Annotated in this window: 17 protein-coding genes; 11 read left to right on the forward strand and 6 right to left on the reverse strand. The window is 40.1% G+C overall.

From position 1 onward, the window contains the following. The coding region (locus tag H6G05_RS20895) for a hypothetical protein (RefSeq protein WP_206756222.1) at positions 1-1,033 on the forward strand (1,033 nt) is incomplete at its 5' end. A 289-nt stretch (positions 1,034-1,322) separates the two neighbouring features. Here the strand turns inward: H6G05_RS20895 and H6G05_RS20900 are convergent. Both H6G05_RS20900 and H6G05_RS20905 read right to left on the reverse strand, forming a co-directional pair. Then, positions 1,323-1,733 (reverse strand): type II toxin-antitoxin system VapC family toxin, encoded by a 411-nt coding sequence (locus H6G05_RS20900; RefSeq protein ID WP_190581110.1) that lies wholly within the window; start codon positions 1,731-1,733, stop codon positions 1,323-1,325. Continuing rightward, a complete protein-coding gene (locus tag H6G05_RS20905) occupies positions 1,733-1,954 on the reverse strand; it encodes a hypothetical protein (protein WP_190581112.1) in 222 nt (73 codons plus the stop codon). The genes H6G05_RS20900 and H6G05_RS20905 overlap by 1 nt, the downstream gene beginning before the upstream one ends. 176 nt (positions 1,955-2,130) lie before the next feature. Here H6G05_RS20905 and H6G05_RS20910 point away from each other — a divergent pair, with 176 nt between their 5' ends. From H6G05_RS20910 to glgB, 4 genes are all read left to right on the forward strand, one after another. Beyond that, positions 2,131-2,442: a DUF433 domain-containing protein gene (locus H6G05_RS20910; protein ID WP_190581114.1), complete on the forward strand. Its 312-nt coding sequence runs from the start codon at positions 2,131-2,133 to the stop codon at positions 2,440-2,442. Position 2,443: 1 nt separating this feature from the next. Next, on the forward strand, positions 2,444-2,794 hold the full coding sequence (locus H6G05_RS20915) for a DUF5615 family PIN-like protein (protein WP_190581116.1): 351 nt from the start codon (positions 2,444-2,446) through the stop codon (positions 2,792-2,794). 6 nt (positions 2,795-2,800) lie between these two features. Beyond that, complete coding sequence (locus H6G05_RS25670) at positions 2,801-2,935, forward strand: hypothetical protein (RefSeq protein WP_277874776.1); 135 nt, start codon at positions 2,801-2,803, stop codon at positions 2,933-2,935. Between the two features lie 136 nt (positions 2,936-3,071). Then, positions 3,072-5,330, forward strand: coding sequence for a 1,4-alpha-glucan branching protein GlgB (gene glgB / locus H6G05_RS20920; protein ID WP_190581119.1), 2,259 nt, complete (start codon positions 3,072-3,074; stop codon positions 5,328-5,330). 28 nt (positions 5,331-5,358) lie between these two features. Here the strand turns inward: glgB and H6G05_RS25890 are convergent, their stop codons facing one another. From H6G05_RS25890 to H6G05_RS20935, 3 genes are all read right to left on the reverse strand, one after another. After that, positions 5,359-6,405 (reverse strand): DMT family transporter, encoded by a 1,047-nt coding sequence (locus tag H6G05_RS25890; RefSeq protein WP_199310695.1) that lies wholly within the window; start codon positions 6,403-6,405, stop codon positions 5,359-5,361. Between the two features lie 238 nt (positions 6,406-6,643). Further along, positions 6,644-7,393: a DUF4079 domain-containing protein gene (locus H6G05_RS20930; protein WP_190581121.1), complete on the reverse strand. Its 750-nt coding sequence runs from the start codon at positions 7,391-7,393 to the stop codon at positions 6,644-6,646. Between the two features lie 136 nt (positions 7,394-7,529). Further along, positions 7,530-7,811: a hypothetical protein gene (locus tag H6G05_RS20935; protein ID WP_190581123.1), complete on the reverse strand. Its 282-nt coding sequence runs from the start codon at positions 7,809-7,811 to the stop codon at positions 7,530-7,532. A 260-nt stretch (positions 7,812-8,071) separates the two neighbouring features. Between H6G05_RS20935 and H6G05_RS20940 the strand changes: the two genes are divergently transcribed. The 6 genes from H6G05_RS20940 (at position 8,072) to recJ (ending at position 18,241) form a co-directional block, all read left to right on the forward strand. Then, positions 8,072-12,244, forward strand: coding sequence for a GAF domain-containing protein (locus H6G05_RS20940; protein ID WP_190581132.1), 4,173 nt, complete (start codon positions 8,072-8,074; stop codon positions 12,242-12,244). A gap of 115 nt (positions 12,245-12,359) precedes the next feature. Then, a complete protein-coding gene (locus tag H6G05_RS20945) occupies positions 12,360-12,719 on the forward strand; it encodes a sensor histidine kinase (protein ID WP_190581134.1) in 360 nt (119 codons plus the stop codon). A gap of 535 nt (positions 12,720-13,254) precedes the next feature. Next, positions 13,255-14,361, forward strand: coding sequence for a hybrid sensor histidine kinase/response regulator (locus tag H6G05_RS20950; RefSeq protein WP_190581136.1), 1,107 nt, complete (start codon positions 13,255-13,257; stop codon positions 14,359-14,361). 142 nt (positions 14,362-14,503) lie between these two features. After that, the gene (locus H6G05_RS20955; RefSeq protein WP_190581138.1) at positions 14,504-14,953 is read left to right on the forward strand and encodes an NADAR family protein; all 450 of its coding nucleotides are present in this window, start codon (positions 14,504-14,506) and stop codon (positions 14,951-14,953) included. 9 nt (positions 14,954-14,962) lie between these two features. Further along, positions 14,963-15,838: an Rpn family recombination-promoting nuclease/putative transposase gene (locus H6G05_RS20960; protein WP_190581140.1), complete on the forward strand. Its 876-nt coding sequence runs from the start codon at positions 14,963-14,965 to the stop codon at positions 15,836-15,838. 99 nt (positions 15,839-15,937) lie between these two features. Then, positions 15,938-18,241 carry a single-stranded-DNA-specific exonuclease RecJ gene (gene recJ / locus H6G05_RS20965; RefSeq protein ID WP_190581141.1) on the forward strand — a complete coding sequence of 768 codons (2,304 nt, stop codon included), beginning with the start codon at positions 15,938-15,940 and terminating at the stop codon, positions 18,239-18,241. A 44-nt stretch (positions 18,242-18,285) separates the two neighbouring features. Here the strand turns inward: recJ and dprA are convergent, their stop codons facing one another. After that, entirely contained in the window at positions 18,286-19,395 is a 1,110-nt protein-coding gene (gene dprA, locus H6G05_RS20970; protein ID WP_190581150.1) for a DNA-processing protein DprA, read from the reverse strand. Between the last annotated feature and the right edge of the window lie 122 nt (positions 19,396-19,517).

Here is a 19,517-nt window from a genome sequence, read left to right on the forward strand (position 1 = left end):
AAATAGGTTAATCTCTTTCATAGGGGTTTTATTTGTGATGTGGTTATCTTTTATAAAACCCCTTCCTGCCTACTTTTGCAACTTTTTGTCCTGTACTAAGTTATATAATGCTAAACCTGATACTGAGATCTGTTTTCTAACAGGAGGTAAAATTGTTGAATTGTCAGACATTATGACTCTTGAGGAGGAAGTTGCAGCTAAACTTGGGAATCATGAAACTACTGGGCAAACGGTATCAATAGCCTTTACTCTCGCCAACAAAAGAATAAAGGATTTTTCTACTTGGGCTGAGTTTGAAAGAGTAAAATGGAATACAGTAAATGAAAAGGTTGATGCCATTAGCATGAATTGGAATATCCTTATTCAATTGCCACAGCATAAATCTCCTCAAACCCATTCAATGAAACTAAGAATTGGGAATGCAATACCACCTAAAGATATATTTCAAATGATGCTTACTAGTGATGATATCTCAGAGGTTAAAGAAGCTATTTCTGCGGGTGTTTGTAAAGTTGATTTTATTAATACTATAGTTGCAAATGAATTACTTTTTATTGTAGAAAAATGGTATAAAGGCTTAAAAAAAGTTCCAGAGCCTGAACTTATCCAGAACCTTCTAAAGAAGTACGGAAAATCAACAACTGGATTCATTCGATATTTTTTCCCCCTTCTAATACTAATTATCATTTTTAGTTATACTGACTATCTATACCCTATTATTGGCATTGAGAAAGACCTCTCACTTGACAGTTTACAAACAAGTCTAATATTTTTATTGGGTTTCTTTATGGTTGGATCTTTTGTCGGTAGTCTTATTGAAAAGTCAATTGACAAGCAAATTGACAAACTAGAAGAATATCCAAATTTCCAAATCACAAAAGGAGATGAAAATGCTAAAGATGACTTTGAACGAAAGAACAAAAAGTTAACTAAGAAAATTTCTAACAAAGTACTCGCGATATTATTTGCTGCCCCGTTTAATTATTTTATAAAGTTTTTACTAGATCACTTTCTAAAATCAATTATAAATTAGACTAATCATCTATCTAGGGAGATTCATTATTAATATAATTCTTGGGTTTCTATTTGTAATTTAATATATTTTCTTATTTGTAATTTAAAAAGCATATTAACTAGATTTTATTCTATATAGCTACAGAAAAAAATATTAAGTGTCATCTCCCTTACTTTATCTACAAAATTAACCATGCTCTCCTAGCACGATGAAAAGACAGGCTTTGAAATGTTTTTAAATTCCTGAGAGAGTTTCAAGTACGTGATCAAGTTAAAGAAGCAGTAACGGATTAAAAAATAAGCAAATTCTAAATCGTAAAATCATCAAAATCTTTCGGCAAAACTACTGGAATCTCCCCACTGATAAACCCCGATACATCACGAGTTACAATTACATCCACACTATGCACAACTCCACAAGCATATTGCACCGCATCCTCAAAATCTCGAAAATTAAGTTTGATAGCCTGTTCTAAAACATCTCGATCTACAGGGCAAATATTTAGATCAGCTAAGACTTGTGCGATCGCATTTTGAGCGGCTTCCATTCCTGCCGCTCTACGGACAATATAATAGATGTTGGTGATTGTCGTCGCAGCAATGAATCCCTCAATTTCCCCAGCATCAATTCGCGCAAACAATCTCGCCGCATCTTTTACAAACGGCTCACGTTCTTGCAAGAAATCAAGAACAACATTAGTGTCAATCAGAACTCTCATTACTGGTATTTTTCAGTGAGATAGTTAGTATATTCTTCCTTAGCATCAAGTTCATCCATTCCAGTCGAACTTTTAGCTATACCTCTAAGGCTCGATAGATTACCACGTTTTACACTTGGTTGAGACTCCCGTTTTAGAGACTCTAGGAGAGTTTGTACCAACTGCCAGCGATCGCTAATCGGCAATTGCAACGCTTGTTTTTGTAGTTCTTGAGATGTCATAACAAAGAATTTAAAGCTTACTTTGTATAAATTGTAATCTAGTTTAAAAATACGCAAACACAGAAAGCAAAAGTATACTTGTTGTAAGTTATTGGAATAAATCTAAGCCAATGACTGAATCTAATGCTACTAGTACAACAATGCAACAAATAGCCCATGCATCAAAATAAAATATTATGTTAGCCCTAAGTTATCCACATATCGAAAAAAGCGACAACCAACCCGCTAGACTGCAACGTCTACCGCGCATTCGAGTAGCGCAAATCGTCATGGATTACCTCGCCTATGGTTGGTCAGTCGAAGAAATATGCCGTCAACACCTTTACCTAACACCCGCAGAAGCCCATGCAGCAATGGGTTATTACTTCGATCATCAAAAAGAAATTGACCAAGAAATCAAAGAAGAATGGGAGCAAGTCCAAGGAAGTACTAGCCAATCTATGCGATCGCCTTTTTACGTCAGGATGAAAGCGCAAGGAGTTCTCTAAAATGGCGATCGCTTTGTACATGGATGTTCATGTCCCTCAAGCAATTACACAACAACTGCGTCGTAAAGGCATAGACGTATTAACAGCCTTTGAGGATGAAACTACAGAATTGCCTGATGATCAACTTTTAGAACGAACAACAGAACTCAAACGAGTTCTCTTTACCCAAGACATTCGCTTTCGAGTTCTAGCTGAGACTTGGCAAGTAGAAGGCAAACAATTTGCAGGATTAATCTTTGGACATCAACTCGGTGGCACAATTGGGCAATTCGTCAAAGATCTAGAACTGATCGCTCAAGCTTCGGAGCCTAACGAATGGATGAATACAGTTGAATATATTCCTTTTAAGTGAAATTGCATGGACAATCTTAACGTAGCGCAGATATCCAAATTAGTTGTAATTTTTGAAGAAGCGATCGCAATTTTTGGTAAAGAGTTTAGAGCGATCACCATTTCATCTAAAAGGTTCTCTACGCGATCGCAATACCTCTAAAAAATATATCTCAACCGCATATTTTATGTGTATAAAAAATAAAAGAAAATGTATATCAGTCTTTAGTTTAGATTACACCCCGCAATTTAGGGAATAATATGCAGTAATTTAAATATGTGCGTTTACTAAAAGAGATATGACCCCAACCATCCCCACCGAGCAAATCGATCGCATTGTGTGGAATCAACACCACGACCCCTTTACAGTCCTTGGTCCCCATGAAATTGAGCAAGATGGTAAGTCGGTATGGGTGGTTAGAGCGTATCTACCCGATGCAGAGGCAGTCTATGTAGTTACGCCCGATCAGCACAAAGAATATCCAATGCAATCAGTGCATCATCCCCACTTTTTTGAATGTGTGATTAGCGATGCGCCCCACCTGTTTAATTACCAGTTTAGAGTCAAGGCTGGAGACAGCGATCGCCTAATTCACGATCCCTACTATTTTAAATCACCATTGCTGACTGAGTTTGACGCTTACCTATTTGGTGAAGGTACACATTATCAAATTTACGAAAAAATGGGCGCACACCCCACCACCATTGACGGTGTAAGTGGCGTTTATTTTGCAGTCTGGGCTCCTAATGCCCGTAACGTCTCGATTATCGGCGATTTTAATAGCTGGGATGGACGCAAGCACCAAATGCGTAAAGGCAATACAGGCATTTGGGATCTATTTATTCCTGAATTAGTCGTTGGTACTGTTTACAAATACGAAATTAAGAGTCCTGAAGGTCATATTTACGAAAAATCCGATCCCTATGGATACTTCCAAGAGGTTCGCCCCAAGACAGCCTCAATAGTCACCGATCTCAGTACCTACGAATGGAATGATCAGGCATGGTTAGAAAAACGTCGCACTGAAGATCCTCTCAAAAAGCCGATTTCTGTCTACGAAATGCACCTTGGCTCATGGATGCACGCCTCCGCAGCCAATCCTCCAGCCAGTGGCTATCCTGCGGTATCAGCCGCCGACCTCAAACCAGGGGCAAGATTTCTCACCTATCGTGAGCTTGCCGAAGACCTGATCCCCTACGTCAAGGAGATGGGCTATACCCACATTGAAATGATGCCTGTAGCAGAGCATCCCTTCGATGGCTCATGGGGTTATCAAGTGACGGGCTACTATGCCGCCACGTCGCGCTATGGCACACCCCAAGATTTGATGTACTTCATCGATAAGTGTCACCAAAATGACATTGGCATCATTGTCGATTGGGTTCCCGCCCACTTCCCTAAGGATGGACATGGTTTATCTTTCTTTGATGGTACATTCCTCTATGAACCCGCCGATGTCCGCATTGGTGAGCATAAGGAATGGGGAACCAAGATCTTTAACTACAAGCGTAGTGAAGTTAAGAATTTCTTGATCGCCAATGTGCTGTTTTGGTTTGATAAATATCACATTGATGGCATTCGCGTTGATGCCGTCGCCTCAATGATCTATCGCGATTACAACCGTGAACCAGGGACATGGCTAGCTAATGAGTATGGCGGTCGTGAAAGCTTAGAAGCGATCGAGTTATTCCGTCACCTACACAGCATTCTATTCACCTACTATCCAGGGGCATTATCGATCGCCGAAGAATCAACTTCATGGCCGATGGTGACATGGCCCGCTTATTCAGGAGGCTTAGGCTTTAACCTGAAATGGAACATGGGTTGGATGCACGATATGCTTGATTACTTCAAGCTTGACCCATACTTCCGTGGGCATAACAACAATTATCTTACCTTTAGCATTTGGTATGCCTTCAGTGAAAACTTCATGTTGGCGCTATCCCATGATGAAGTAGTACATGGTAAGAGTCCGATGATCGGCAAGATGCCGGGGGATGAGTGGCAGAAGTTTGCTAACTTGCGCTGTCTCTATGGCTATATGTTTACTCACCCAGGTAAGAAGACCATGTTTATGGGCATGGAAATTGGACAATGGGCTGAGTGGAACGTTTGGGGCGATTTGGAATGGCATTTGCTGCAATATCCTAGCCACAAGACTCTGCAAAAATATGTTGGCGATCTGAATAAACTTTTGCGATCGCTACCTGAGCTTTACACTCAAGACTTTACTCAAGATGGATTTGAATGGATTGAGTGTAACGACACCCAGAACTCCGTCATCTCTTTCTTGCGAAAAGCTGATGATGGTGAATTTGTGTTGGTGGTCTGCAACTTTACACCTGTTGTTCATCATAACTATCGTGTTGGTGTACCTGAGAAGGGCTTCTATAAGGAAGTGCTTAACAGTGATGCGCCGATCTACGGCGGTAGTGGTATTGGCAATCTGGGCGGTAAGTATGCTGATGACTATGGAACTCACGGCAAGCCTTACTCAATTGACGTAACTGCACCACCATTAAGTGTAGTAGTGCTGAAATACATCGGCGAAGTGTAAAAAAAGGGGGCGCAATGCGCCCCTTTTTTTATACTCCTCGAAAACCACCCATCATTTCCTCTGCTTCAGGAAGATTTGGCTTCTTTAATTTTTGACTAATCTTTGTTTGGTAGCGATTGCCAATAAAACTGAAGATAAACCCGATTAACAAAAGGCTACCTCCTAAATATTGGGCTTGAGTAGGAACTTCAGCCAAAATCAGATACGCCATAATAATCGCGATGATTGGATTGAATAAACTGGCTAAATTTAGTTCTGTGGAAGTAGCATTTTTTAGCCCTGCTAACCAACATATTTGCCCAACCACCACAATCACAGCAGCATAGATGAGCATCCATTGCCAGAGCAAAGGAGACAGCACATCGGTAAAATGCACTGCTCCATAAAGCACATTCGCTATTATAAAAAAAATCACAGTTCCCAACGCATTACGATAAAGGGTCATAATCCCCAAGGGAATCGCCCGTAATTGCAATTTACTAACAATCGTGGAAATGGAAACTATCACCGCCGCGATCGCTACTAAAATTTCGCCAGTACCAATCGCAAATCCTCCCATCATCATCATTTTGCTACTGGATGTTGTTAAAAGGGCTGTGATGACGACACCCGCAAAGGATAAGAAAGAACCTGCGATCGTCCAAATGTTAACTGATGCACCTAATAAACAAACATTTAATATCAATGTCAGGATTGGCTCAATCCGCCCAATTAAGACGATATTAGTCACATTTGTTTGCTCAAGTGCTGTAAAAATTAAGGCTGGGGCAATCGCGCCAGACAGGATGCCCATGATGGTGAGGCTAATCCAATTTTTAAGAGATATTGCCTTGAGGTTCTTAATTTTCCAGTCTTGATGAAAGATACAAGCCATCAATCCAAAGGCGCAAATATTACCCACAAACAGAACGTTACAGAGTGAGATGGGATTTCTACCATCGATCAAGTTCTGTTTCCCAATGGCTACGATTTTGCGAGTAATCGAGTTAGAAGATGCAAAAATCAAGACAGCAATAGCAAGGTAAATTGAGCTAGGAGTGCGTTCTAAGAATTTCTGAATATTGTTGATTTTCACTATGGCAATTTACATAAGGGAATTTAAAGCAAATCGCTGCAAAAGAGGATTTGGAGACCAAATCCCTACATTTTTGTAGAGGTAGGGACTTGGTCTCCAAGCCCCTAATCTCTGATTCTATAGCTGTCGTCATTCTTAAATCCAAATAGTGTGAGGCGGCGCTTCGCGCCGCCTCACACTATTTGGGTTTTGATTTGTCCTGATACAGGTAGCTATAGCTATAAGCAACATAAGCTGATCATAAATTGCTGTAAATAGGCTCTACATTAGTTGGAGTGTAAAAAGCTGTAGATTTTGGACAGGTTCTCGTTTTGGAATCGCAAGGACGCAGATATTCTTTTTGCCAACTATAAGGTATCGATAATAAATCTCTAGCACCAGTCATTCCCTGTCCAACAAATAGAAGTAAAGCAAAACAGTTAAGAATAATGTGGATATTCCGCCAGCGATTTTGTTTGTCCTTGTAAATATCTTGAGTAATAGCGACCGAAATAATCATCAATATCGCGGCAGCAATACCATAGTAATAATGAGAAAAGAACCATTCATTATCCCGACGAAATACTTCTGGCTGCGCCCCTAACACAATCAATCCAATTGATGTTAAAGCTGCAAAAATATTTCGCCCTATTTTGACCTTAGCCTTAAACAGAAACGTAAATGAAGCGATCGTGGCTATGAAAATAGCGACTACAAAAGACGCACGCAAAGAATCCTTAGAGAAGACATTATTTTTGAGAAATCTGGAAAAAATTGGATAAGCCATACCCAATAAAGTAACTCCTACAACTGAGATGCTCAACCAGTTACCGATCGCTACATGTTCAGATCCCACAACTGGAGGAATCTTGCTTTTTTCGCCATCGATCACTTGCAGGCGGCGCTGTCGAACTAGCCAAGCGCGATTTGTGACAATGCCGATTAAGGGAAACACCACAATAACCGCGATCGCAGGATGTACTAAAGCAAAAAAATCTTCCAGTTCCATAGTCTTCATCCACGAATTAATATAGCAATTTTCACATTAATTCTCTGATTTGTAAAAGGAACATTTTCTGAAAACTAAAAAAGAGATGGCGTGTTCTGCACGTCATCTCTTTTTTGATAAACACAAGTACCACAGTTTAAGAAGCCCTAGCAACTAGGCGATCGCGTGAATTTTCATGATTTCCTGCATCAGGATAATCATGCTTCCATGTGCGTGCATGTAAAAATGTAGGTAGTTGGATTTTGCTGTTGGGAATTATATCTATAGTTTGAGATTGATGCTGATACTCTAAAGATTTTGCTACTTCTTGAGAATCATTTTCTATTTCATTTAAAACCTGTAAAGCTAGATGGAGATGTGCTTCCAGATACTTAATTCGATTTTGCAAGGATTCGATGGTCGCTTCTTGTGTATTCATAACATGATCTCCACCAGTTAGCTGATACTGATTTTTTATCCAAATCTTTGCAGTAAAGTCTAGTACTTATATCCACACATCATCATCCTACCAAAGCATGATACTCATAAAACCCATATTAATGAGAATCAATGAAAAGCATTAACTCTCATTAATATAGCAGTCCTAAATCATGTGTAGATTTGTGGGTTTAACGAAGTACTTTATGCTCTGATTTGGGAATGCTATATCTATTGCATTTTATCTAAATTAATGGATGTATGGCTACCTCTAAATATCAGGTTTTAATTATCGCGGCTAACTATAACGATTTGGTTTGTCAGTATCTTGCGTTGTCTAGCCATACAAGCACTTTAAAACACCGCCAAAATTCTTACCATATTCAGCTTTGCCTGTCACATTTTGAAGCCATAGAAGCCAGTCTAATCAAAAATCCTGATTGCATTTTGTTGGATTGGGAATTGCCCAACCTAGATGGATCAACTTTTTTACAACAGATGAGTTTGCGTCAAATTCCTGTAGTGCTTTTGATAAGCACACTCATGGAGAAATTAATATCCAATATGCAATGGGATTATCATGATTATTTAATTAAAGAAGTCCTAAATAAAGAATTAATTTTCTCAGCAATTAGGAATGCGATCTCCCAATCTCAGTTACATCAAGAAGTCATCAGTACCAATAAAAAATTGCAAAAATTTGTATTTAATAATAGCTTTACTGAGATACAGACCAAACAGAATCAAACCCAGCAAGATTTTTTTGAACAAGACATTAAGACAGAATTTAGTAAATATAATCTTTCGGAATCATTACTAGAAATCCAAAATCGTTGCCTAGGCTGTATTGCGATGGGCGATCCCCTTGCAGAAACATTTAATCTTCTTTCGTTGTTAATTGATTTGCAAACAAATGATGCCCTATGTTCTATTTTAGTGATTGATCATCAAGACAAACTCAAATGTATTGCTGAACCTAATTTGCCAAATGATTTTAGTCTTGTTCTCAATGATATTCCTTTAGATGAAATCACGCCTGTTTTTGGTAATACTCTTGAAGGCAAAAGTGTCAATATAAGTGACATTACTAATTCCCATTTGCAAGACTATAAAAATTTAGCAATATCTCACGGTTTCAAAGCTCTATGGATCAATCCAATTCTTGCACGCAATCAACAAAAGGTATTAGGATTCTGCATTCTATGCTATCGAGAGTTATTACAGCCATCCATAGAAGAACTCAAAGTAATTAGGAATACTATTTACGCTGCAAGTATTGCCATTGAGCGCAATCACAGTGATGTCAATTTACAGCAGCAGTTGCAACGCGAAAAATTGCTCTATCAACAACTACAACAAGAATTAAGCGATCGCCAAAAAGTTGAGTTCGAGCTTCGAGAAAGTCAAAAATTTATTCAGCAAATCGCCGAGGCATCCCCAAACATTCTTTATCTATACAACGTACAAGAGCGGCGAAACATCTACGCGAACCGCGAGATTTATTGCATACTTGGATACACGACCCAAGACGTACAGGACATGGGGGCAGATCTTTTTCAAAGACTGATTCATCCCGATGACATTGGTCAAGTATCGATTAATTTAGCGCGACTCCATGCTGCGGAAGATGGCACAATCATCGATATGGACTACCGTATGCAACATGCTAATGGAGAATGGCGTTGGTTGCATAGCCGAGATGCTGTGTTTAGTCGAGATGAGCATGGTAATATCTTGTTGGTAATTGGCAGCGCTCAAGACATCACTGATCGCAAACGCTATGAAAAAGCTCTACAAACTAGCGAAGCCCATCAACGAGCCTTAATCAGTGCGTTGCCAGACCTACTCATGCGAATTAATCGAGAAGGAATCTATTTAGAATTTCTTGCCAGTCCAAATTTCCATGTTTTAGGTAGTAGTACTGATTTGGTAGGAACCAGCATCTCACAAGTTCTATCCCATGAGTTAGCACAAGAACGCATTGAATATATTTGCAAAGCATTAGATACTAATTCTATTCAAGTATATGAACAGATTCTTCTCATTGATGGAAAAACTCAAGTTGAGGAGGTGCGAATTGTTCCCTATGCTAAGGACGAAGTTTTGCTTTTAGTTCGAGATATTAGCGAAAAGAAGCGTACTGAGGAAGCACTACGCATCAGTGAGAGAAGATTTGAGCGCATTGCTGCAACTCTGCCTGGGATGATTTACACGATGATTCAACGTGTAGATGGTTCTCATTATTTTGAATACATTAGTTCGGGAGTCGAGAAAATTAGTGAAGTAGCGGTTGAGCAAATATTAGAAGATCCAAAATGGCTTGATGATAAGCACCATCCCGATGATCGAGCAGGCTTTGCTGCTGCCGCTAATCATAGTGTTACAACGATGACCCCCTTTAATCATGAATGGCGCATTATTACTCCTTCAGGTAAGATTAAATGGCTACAGCTTAGATCTTTACCCGAAAAGATAGAAGAAATTGATGTCGCACTATTAAACCGCCAACATGGAGATATTGCTCGGCATGGCATTATGTTAGAAATAACCGATCGCAAAATTGCTGAAGAAGCTCTGCGTGAAAGTGAGAGAAGATTTGAAAGGATCGCCGAAACTTTACCTGGAATTATCTATACTACCATTCAACGTCCCGATGGTTCAGAGTATTTAGAGTATGTAAGCTCTGGCGTTGAAAGAATCTATGAAGTTACAGTGGAGGAAGCTCTTAATAACCCTCAATTTATCTACGATTGTATTCATCCTGAAACTCAAACAAGTTTGTTCAAATCCTTAAATCGTAGTGCTGAGAATTTATTGTCTTTTAGTAATGAATGGCGCATTATCACTCCTTCAGGCAAGATTAAATGGCTACAGATTAGTGCCTTTGTGGAAAAAACTCATGGAATGGATATCAATCTATTTAAACGTCAAAATGGTGACATCGTAAGGCATGGACTTGTCTTAGAGATTACTGATCGCAAACTTGCTGAGCTACAAGTAAGACAGCAGACAGAGCAGCAAAAGCTAATTGGTTCAATCACTCAGCGCATTCGAGCCTCTCTTAACCTTGAAGAAATCCTGAATACAACTGTTGCGGAAATACATCAGGTCTTAAACTCAAGTAGAGTATTGGTTTATCAAGTATTTGCAGATGGAACGGGGACAGCTATTGCTGAATCTGTAAGCTTTAGCTGTCAACCAATCCTAAATAACACCTATAGTGAAGAAGTTTTTCCCATCGAGATCCAAGAACAATATCTAAAAGGAAAGGTTTATGCGCTCAGCGATCTTGAGATTGAGATGATGTTACCATGCCTAGTAGAATTTCTTAAAGAAATCAAAGTAAGAGCCAAGCTAGTCGTCCCAATTATTCAAGATGAAAAACTTTGGGGATTGCTAATTGCTCATCAATGCGATCACCCACGTCATTGGCAAGATTGGGAAATAGATCTGATGCAGCAGCTATCTAGCCAATTTGCGATCGCTATTCAACAGGCGAGCCTATATCAACAACTGCAACTGGAACTGCACGATCGACAATATGCAGAAAAGCTCATTCGTCAACAGGCAGATAGAGAGGCTTTACTGCGCGAGATTATGCAGCGTATTCGCCAATCCCTTGATCTGCATACTATTTTTGAGACCGCCACTTTAGAAATTCGGCAGTTTCTGCAAGCAGATCGTGTTGGCATCTTCAAATTTGAACCTGACTCTGGTTTTAATGATGGTGAATTTGTTGCCGAATCCGTAGTTGCTGGATTTTATTCAGTAGTCAAGATTCCTTGTCACGATCATTGTTTTGGTGAGCGATATTCTCAGTCTTACAAATATGGAGACTATCAAGCCGTAGGGGATATCTACAATGCTGGGCTTTCACAATGTCATATTGATGTCTTAGAGGCATTTCAAATTAGAGCAAATTTAGTTGTCCCACTACTCAATGGTTCATCACTATGGGGACTCATCTGTATTCACCAATGTTCATCGCCTCGCAATTGGGAAATAGAGGAAATCATCCTCATCCAGCAAATTAGTAATCAATTAGCGATCGCCATTCAACAGGCAAACTTATATCAGCAAGTACAGGAAGAGCTAGCAAACAAAGAAACACTGTATATCCAGTTAGCCAATGAATTGCACCAAAAGAAAGTACTGCTCAAAGAAGTACATCACCGAGTCAAAAATAATTTGCAAGTGATGTCTAGTCTCTTGAGAATGCAATTCCGCAAAACCACGCCCGATCTCAAAATCTTGATTGAAGATTACCAAAATCGGATTCAATCTATGGCTTTAATTCATGCCCAATTACATCGCAATGATGATCTCGCTAGCATTGATTTCCATGACTACATATCCGACTTACTCTCTAATTTATTTCAGTGCTATGGCAATGCATCGGCAAATATTCAATCTCAAGTAGATGTTACTAACTGATGTTACGTGGATAGAATCCCTACGATCATCTAAGTCTAGGGCTGGCACGGGGGCACAGCCCCTACAAAAATCTAAATTATTGGAGTAGGGGCAATCCCCCCGTGGTTGCCCTGTCGTGCTAGCAACAAGAGATTCATCATCTGAGTTCCACGTAACATCAGTTACTAATATTTTCTTACCCATCGAGCAATCTATCCCTCTAGGGCTCATTATTAATGAATTAATATCCAACACTTTGAAATATGCGTTCCCGCATGGGTCGGGTGAGATCAATATCCAATTGATGCAAACTGCAAATAAATACCATTTAACTGTTGCAGATAATGGAATTGGAATTCCTCAAGAAATTGATTTAGAAAATACCGATAGCTTAGGAATGCAGCTAGTCTATAGCCTAACCGAGCAACTAGAAGGACATCTAATTTATAGCAGTGAGAATGGAACTAAGTTCCAAGTGATTTTTCCTGTCCTTTAAGATTTCATTTAAGATTTGCTGGGTAATTATCGAAGATTTTTAATTTTTTAATCTTAGCTACTCCCTTCCCACCGAAGAAATAGACATATAAAACCAAGAAATAGCGTGGCGGCGCTTCGCGCCGCCACGTCTATTCTTTAACTGGGAAGGGAGTATGTAATACCAAAACAGAAAATGACTCAGCCATTTTCTGTTTTGGTATTACATGGCTCTAGCTTAGGACAAGAGATTTGCTATAAAACAAACTTTGATACTGAGCTATAATCATCACTGCAATTTAGTAATGTAAACATAAGCTCACTGAAGTAAGCTTTTCCGAATATTTTGCTTAAATATGTAGCAGTCCTTAATCCTTTACTAAGATTATAATTGTGAGTAACAAATCTTGAAATTGTAATCTACTTAAATTTTAGGATTGCTATAGTAATCCTAAATAATTTGTGGAAGCACACCCCTTAGTGGTGCGCTTCCACAAATTATTTAGGATTTAGGACTGCTATATGTCATAGGTGTCAGTTTAAGAGAGGTCAAAATATTGAGTACCAGAGTAGTAATAGTTGAAGATGAAAGATTAGTCGCACGAGATATTGCTCAAATACTCCAAGACGAAGGCTATGTAATCTGTGCGATCGCGTCGGATGGCGAGACTGCAATTAAAAATATCTTAGACTCTGCTCCTGATTTAGTCTTGCTTGATATTCGGATTAAGGGAGCAATCGATGGTATAGATGTTGCTAAATTCATTCAATCCTTCTGTGATATTCCCCTTGTATATCTCTCAGCTTTCTCAGATGCAGAAACTCTAAAGCGTGCTCAATTAACCAATCCTATGGGATATGTAGTCAAGCCATTCCGTAGTGAGCAGCTTCTTTCGACAATTACAATCGCATTAACAACGCATAGCGCCAAACACACAGAGGAGCAAGAATCAGTTCTTAAAGACAAGTTCCTCTCAATTATTAGAGAAGAACTACGTAACCCCCTCAATGCAATTTTAGGATTCTCAGAGTGCTTAAAGCAAGAGATGCTCGGTACAGTTAATTCAGAGCAAATAGAAGCTTTACAAGCCATTAACAGCAGTGGTAATCATTTACTCAAAATGATTAATCGAATCATCGATCTATCAATGCTGGAAGCAGGAAAGCTTACATTACAAAGTGATCTAGCACCAATTACACCAATCTGTCACTCAGCAATAGATCAAATCAAAGCGGAAGCAGCTCAAAAATCAATTCAAATTGAAGTAAATATTGCTGAAGCTCTTCCCTACTTAATGATTGATGAAAGGCGGATGTTCCAAGTATTAGTCAATTTACTTCAAAATGCTGTCAAGTTTACTCCTAACGATGGGCTGATCAGTTTAATAGTTAAGCACAATTTAGACTCCATATTAACTGAGCAAACAACTACTATTCAAATTTCTGTAATAGATACAGGTATAGGCATTGAACCTCAAAAAATAGCTAAATTATTTCAACCCTTCAATCAATTTGATAAGAGTTACAATCGCCAAAATAATGGTATAGGGTTAGGACTCGCCTTTGTCAAGAGAATTGTCGAACTACATGGTGGTAAGGTTGAAGTACATAGTAAATTAGCAGAAGGAAGTTGTTTTACGGTAAGTTTGCCCTGCAAGGTTTGACATATTCCAAATTTTTAAATCCTATAACAATGAACTATGCTCCACAATTTTGATCGCTAAACCCAAGAAGCGAGCTGCGGCGCGAAGCGCCGCAACTCGCTTCTTAGGTTTAGGTTTGTACTAGCTAACTCTTTTTTACTATATGACAATCTATTTCTATAGTCAAAATCAAGCCTACGCAGAGTTCTCTAACTTCGCACCCTTTGGCATTGAGCTAGATGGACAATGGTGGCGCACAACTGAGCATTATTTTCAGGCACAAAAGTTTTTAGACAAAGCCTATCAAGAAAAAATTCGTTTAGCTCCCGATCCCAAAACTGCCGCTAATTTAGGGAGAAGTCGTTCAGTTCCACTCCGAGAAGATTGGGAAGAAATTAAAGATGATGTGATGCGGAGGGCTGTTCTCAAGAAGTTTCAAACCCATCCCCAACTCAAAGCTCTTTTGATTTCCACAGGCGATCAGGAAATTGTGGAAAACGCCGCAGGTGATTATTATTGGGGTTGTGGAGCTGATGGCTCTGGCAAAAATATGTTAGGCAAAATCTTGCAAGAAGTTCGAGATCAAATCTTAGAAAGCATTTCAAGCTGCTAAAATCCCGCTATGATTGATAACATCTGTAAGTTTTTAGCAGAAAGTTTCTCCGCAGACTTTGCCAGTTGGATACTAGGAGAGGCGATCGCTTTAACCAAAATCGAACCATCGGAACTGTCCGTTGAACCAATTCGCGCCGACTCCGTGATATTTCTAGAATCAAGCGAAATCATCCTGCACATAGAATTTCAGACCGAGCCAAATAAAAATGTTCCCTTCCGCATGGCAGACTATCGGCTCAGGCTATATCGCAAATTTCCCGACAGACAAATTCATCAGGTCGTTATCTATCTCAAGACCAGCCAATCACCATTAGTACATGAAACAACTTTTAGGATTGGCGCACTAAATCATGAATTTAACGTAATTAGGCTATGGGAACAGCCCACAGAAATATTTCAGCAATATCAAGGACTATTTCCTTTTGCAACATTATCTCAAACCAGCAACCCCGCAGAAACGCTAAGACAAGTTGCTAAGCAAATCGAAAATATCCAAGATAAAGAATTACAAAGTAACGTGGCTGCCTCGACCGCTATAATATCAGGTATAGCCCTGAATAAAGAAATCATCCAAAGACTTTTGAGGAGCGATATGATGAAAGAATCTGTAATTTATCAGGAAATTTTACTGCAAGGAAAAGCTGAAGGTAAGGCTGAAGGAAAAGCTGAAGGTAAGGCTGAAGGAAAAGCTGAAGGTAAGGCTGAAGGTAAGGCTGAAACTGCTAATCAAATTGCCACAAATATGTTGCTTTCCAATATTTCTGTAGAATTAGTCGCCCAATTTACAGGACTTACCCTCAAACAAGTCGAAAAGCTAAAAAAGCTTTCCCAAAAATCCAAGATGCCTAAATCGTCTAAACCTAAGCGATCGTCAAAAAATTAATCGTTACCATTCGCATAATGGAAGGGTATCAAGACTACCATGAGTTAAACCTGCAAATAGTTCATACATTATTTGGGGAGAGAAACTATTGGGATAAACATGTCACTGACTAATTGGCATATTTCAGAAACAGTTGAACCACCGACTTGGTTAATCAAAAAAGTTGGTAAGTTTGCAGCAGTATTACTTTTGCAGAGAGGAATAATTGAGCCTGAGCAAATAGCTGCATTTTTAGATACTGAAGCCTATCAACCGACGAGTGCTTTTGCTTTTCCTGAGATGCAACAGGCGATCGCACGTATTCAAAAAGCCTATGAACAGGGTGAAACGATCGCTATTTGGGGAGATTTTGATGCGGATGGCATTACGGCAACATCAGTATTGTGGGAAGGATTGGGGCAATTTTTTGCTCAAGGCGATCGCTTAGTTTTTTATATCCCTGATCGCCTTAAGGAATCCCACGGGATTTCGATTCGAGGTTTAGATGAACTGCGATCGCACTGCCATTCTGAAGGAAAATCACTCAGCTTAATTATTACTTGTGATACAGGTAGTACTTGTTTGGCTGCACTAACCTATGCTCAGGCCTTAGGGATTGATGTGATCGTTACGGATCATCACACTTTGCCCGATGCGCGTCCACCTGTCACAGCCATTATCAACCCTCGATACTTATCAAATCAGCATCCATTATTTAACTTGTCGGGCGTGGCAGTTGCCTATAAGTTAATGGAAGCATTGTATGCAACCTTGTCGGAAGTACCTCAGAAGCCATTAGAGGATTTATTAGATTTAGTGGCGATCGGTTTAGTTGCAGATTTGGTACAACTTACAGGAGACTGTCGTTATCTTGCTCAAAAGGGAATCGAAGTATTACGTCAAAAGAAACGCCTTGGTGTGCGAATGCTTTTGGAACAATGCAAGCGCGTCGGCGATCGCCCAATTGATATTAGTTTTGGGATTGCTCCGCGCATTAATGCTGTCAGTCGCATCTGGGGCGATGTGCGGAAATGTGTGGAATTGTTGACCACCCGTGATGAAAAGGTTTGCAAGTCACTGATCGAACAAACGGAACTGGCGAATACACAGCGTAAAGCTTTGCAGAAAAAGGTATTCAAACAGGTTCAAGAGAAAATTAAACAGCTTGATTTATCGACAACAGGAATTATTATCCTTGCCGATCCGCAATGGTCAGTGGGAGTTTTAGGTTTAGTAGCTGGTCAAGTAGTCGCCGAATATGCCCGCCCGACGATTCTCTGTACAGTTGAGGATGGAATTGCTAAGGGTAGTGCACGATCAATCGAAGGAATTAATCTTTATGATCTTCTCAAAGAGCAAGAACATTTGTTACTAAGCTTTGGTGGACATCCTCTAGCAGGTGGCTTGAGCTTTCGATTTGAAAACTTACAGATACTATCGGAGTCAATTGATCGAAAATTTTGGAGTCAATATGGACAACTGCAAAGTAAGGCAATCCAGATTGATCTGGAAGTAGCGATCGCTGATCTTACAAAGGACTTATTTAACGAATTCAAGCAACTAGAACCCTTTGGCATGGGCAATCCCTATCCCAAATTATTAGTTCGCAATTGTATATTCTCAGAAGTATCTAATGCCAATATTCGTACGGCAAAGGGACAGAAGGTTGAATATATTAAAACCGAATTTACCCTAAGCGATCGCTTTGGCAATCAAATTCATGGTGATTGGTGGGGGCATTACAGCTATGAGTTGCCTGATACAGCTTGTGATGTCGTAATCGAACTAGTCGATAATGCCTTTCGTCGCCGCTATGATGTGCGTTTGCTGGATTTCCATGCTCAGAGTGCGCCCCTTAGCGCTGAGGGTTCAACTCTTGCGACAGCAATCAAAGATCCGCATATTAATCTCAAGATCATTGATTGGCATGGACATGATGCGATTGAACTTGATCAATCTTTATCAGCAACTATTTGCGATCGCTGTCCTCAGAGTTGGCAAGATTTGAACACTATCATCGAGCTCGCGCATCAAGCTAATCAATCTCTCGCTTTAGTTTATCCAGACCCTCAACAAATCAATGGAGCGATCGCATGGCAAACCCTAGTGGGAATAGCTAAATATCTGAGTCGGACTGGCAAGGAAATCAAGCGATCGCAGCTAATTACCAAGTTAGGAATTGCGGATCAAGATGTGTTGCAAATAGGTTTTGATGAGCTTCAACAATATGGCTATGCTGTGCAAGCGATCGCTGATTCTTCGTATGCTTTTGATGTAACTATCCGCGTCAGTTCAATTCCATCATCGGTTGATAGATCTGCACCAACAAAGCAATTCATACAAGCAGCGAATGAGTTAGCCTTTCAGCAGCAGTTTTTCGATCACCAGTTAAAGAAGATAGCAACATACAGCGAAAACAAATAAACCTTTACAAGTGCGACACTTGTAAAGGTTTATTTGAATAAGGTTTACACTAAACGTTGATATCGCATTCCAGGGTATGGCGCGATCGCACCTATCAGTTCTAAATGGGTTAAAGCGCCCAATACTTCACCCGAAGGCGATTTTGTTTGTTCGACAATCCAATCTAAGCCGACGGGATCGCCAAAACCGATCGCTTGGAGAATATTTTGTTGCAATAGTGGAAGCTCAGAAATAGCGATCGCAGGTGCGGGTTGATCTAGATTGGGCAACATACCCAAAGATTCCAATAACTCATCTATGCCTAAAATCGCCTGTGCGCCTTTACCCAATAATTTCAAGCAACCCTTTGCTTCATTGACTTCCAATGAATTCGGCAAGGCATAGACATCGCGTCCATATTCATTGGCTTGATAGGCGGTGATTAAGGCTCCTGATCGCTCAGGTGCTTCCATTACTAAAGTAACACGGCTCAATCCTGCGATAATCCGATTACGTGCAGGGAAATGGGTTTTATCGGGCGGAGTACCTTGAGGATATTCGCTAACTACTAGCCCTGAAGCGACTATTTGTTCGTAAAGAGATTTGTGTTTGTAGGGATAAATGCGATCAACGCCCGTCCCAACTACGGCCAAGGTTTGACCACCAACTTCCAAACAAGCTTTGTGGGCTTCGCCATCGATACCTTCAGCCATACCAGAAATAATTGTAAAGCCACGACTTGCTAAGGCTGAGACTAGTTTCTTTGTCCAGCGCTTTCCATAGGGCGTAGCGTTGCGCGTTCCGACGATCGCCACTGTATTTCGTTCATTCCACTGGATAAGATGTCCGTGATAATAGAGAATTGGTGGTGGATCGGGGATTTCCCAAAGTAACTGCGGATATTCGCGATCGCTGGGAGTCCAGAAATTGAGATTATTATGCTCATGGATCGCCAATAGTGACAAGGGTTCGACTTCGCGCTGAGCTTGACGAATGGTTTCTAGCGTTTGACCGCCAATACCTTCGACTACTTGCAAATCGCTCGGCAAAGCCTGCCAAGCTTCTGACATGGAACCAAAGGCTTGATATAGTCGTTTAATCAACACAGGCCCAATGCCGCGAATTTGCGACCATGCTAACCAATAGGCTCTTTCAGAATTAGGGCTAAGGCTCATGAATTCTATGGTGTTAAGTACTCGTGCAAAATAAATTCCCAAATCCACAAAGTTGCGCCTTACAGGGGCTCAACTTTGTGGATTTGGGTTTGTAATTAATTATGTCCATCTATAGCGATTCT

Origin of the sequence: Phormidium tenue FACHB-1050 (assembly GCF_014696925.1) — a bacterium.
GTDB lineage: Bacteria > Cyanobacteriota > Cyanobacteriia > Pseudanabaenales > Pseudanabaenaceae > Pseudanabaena.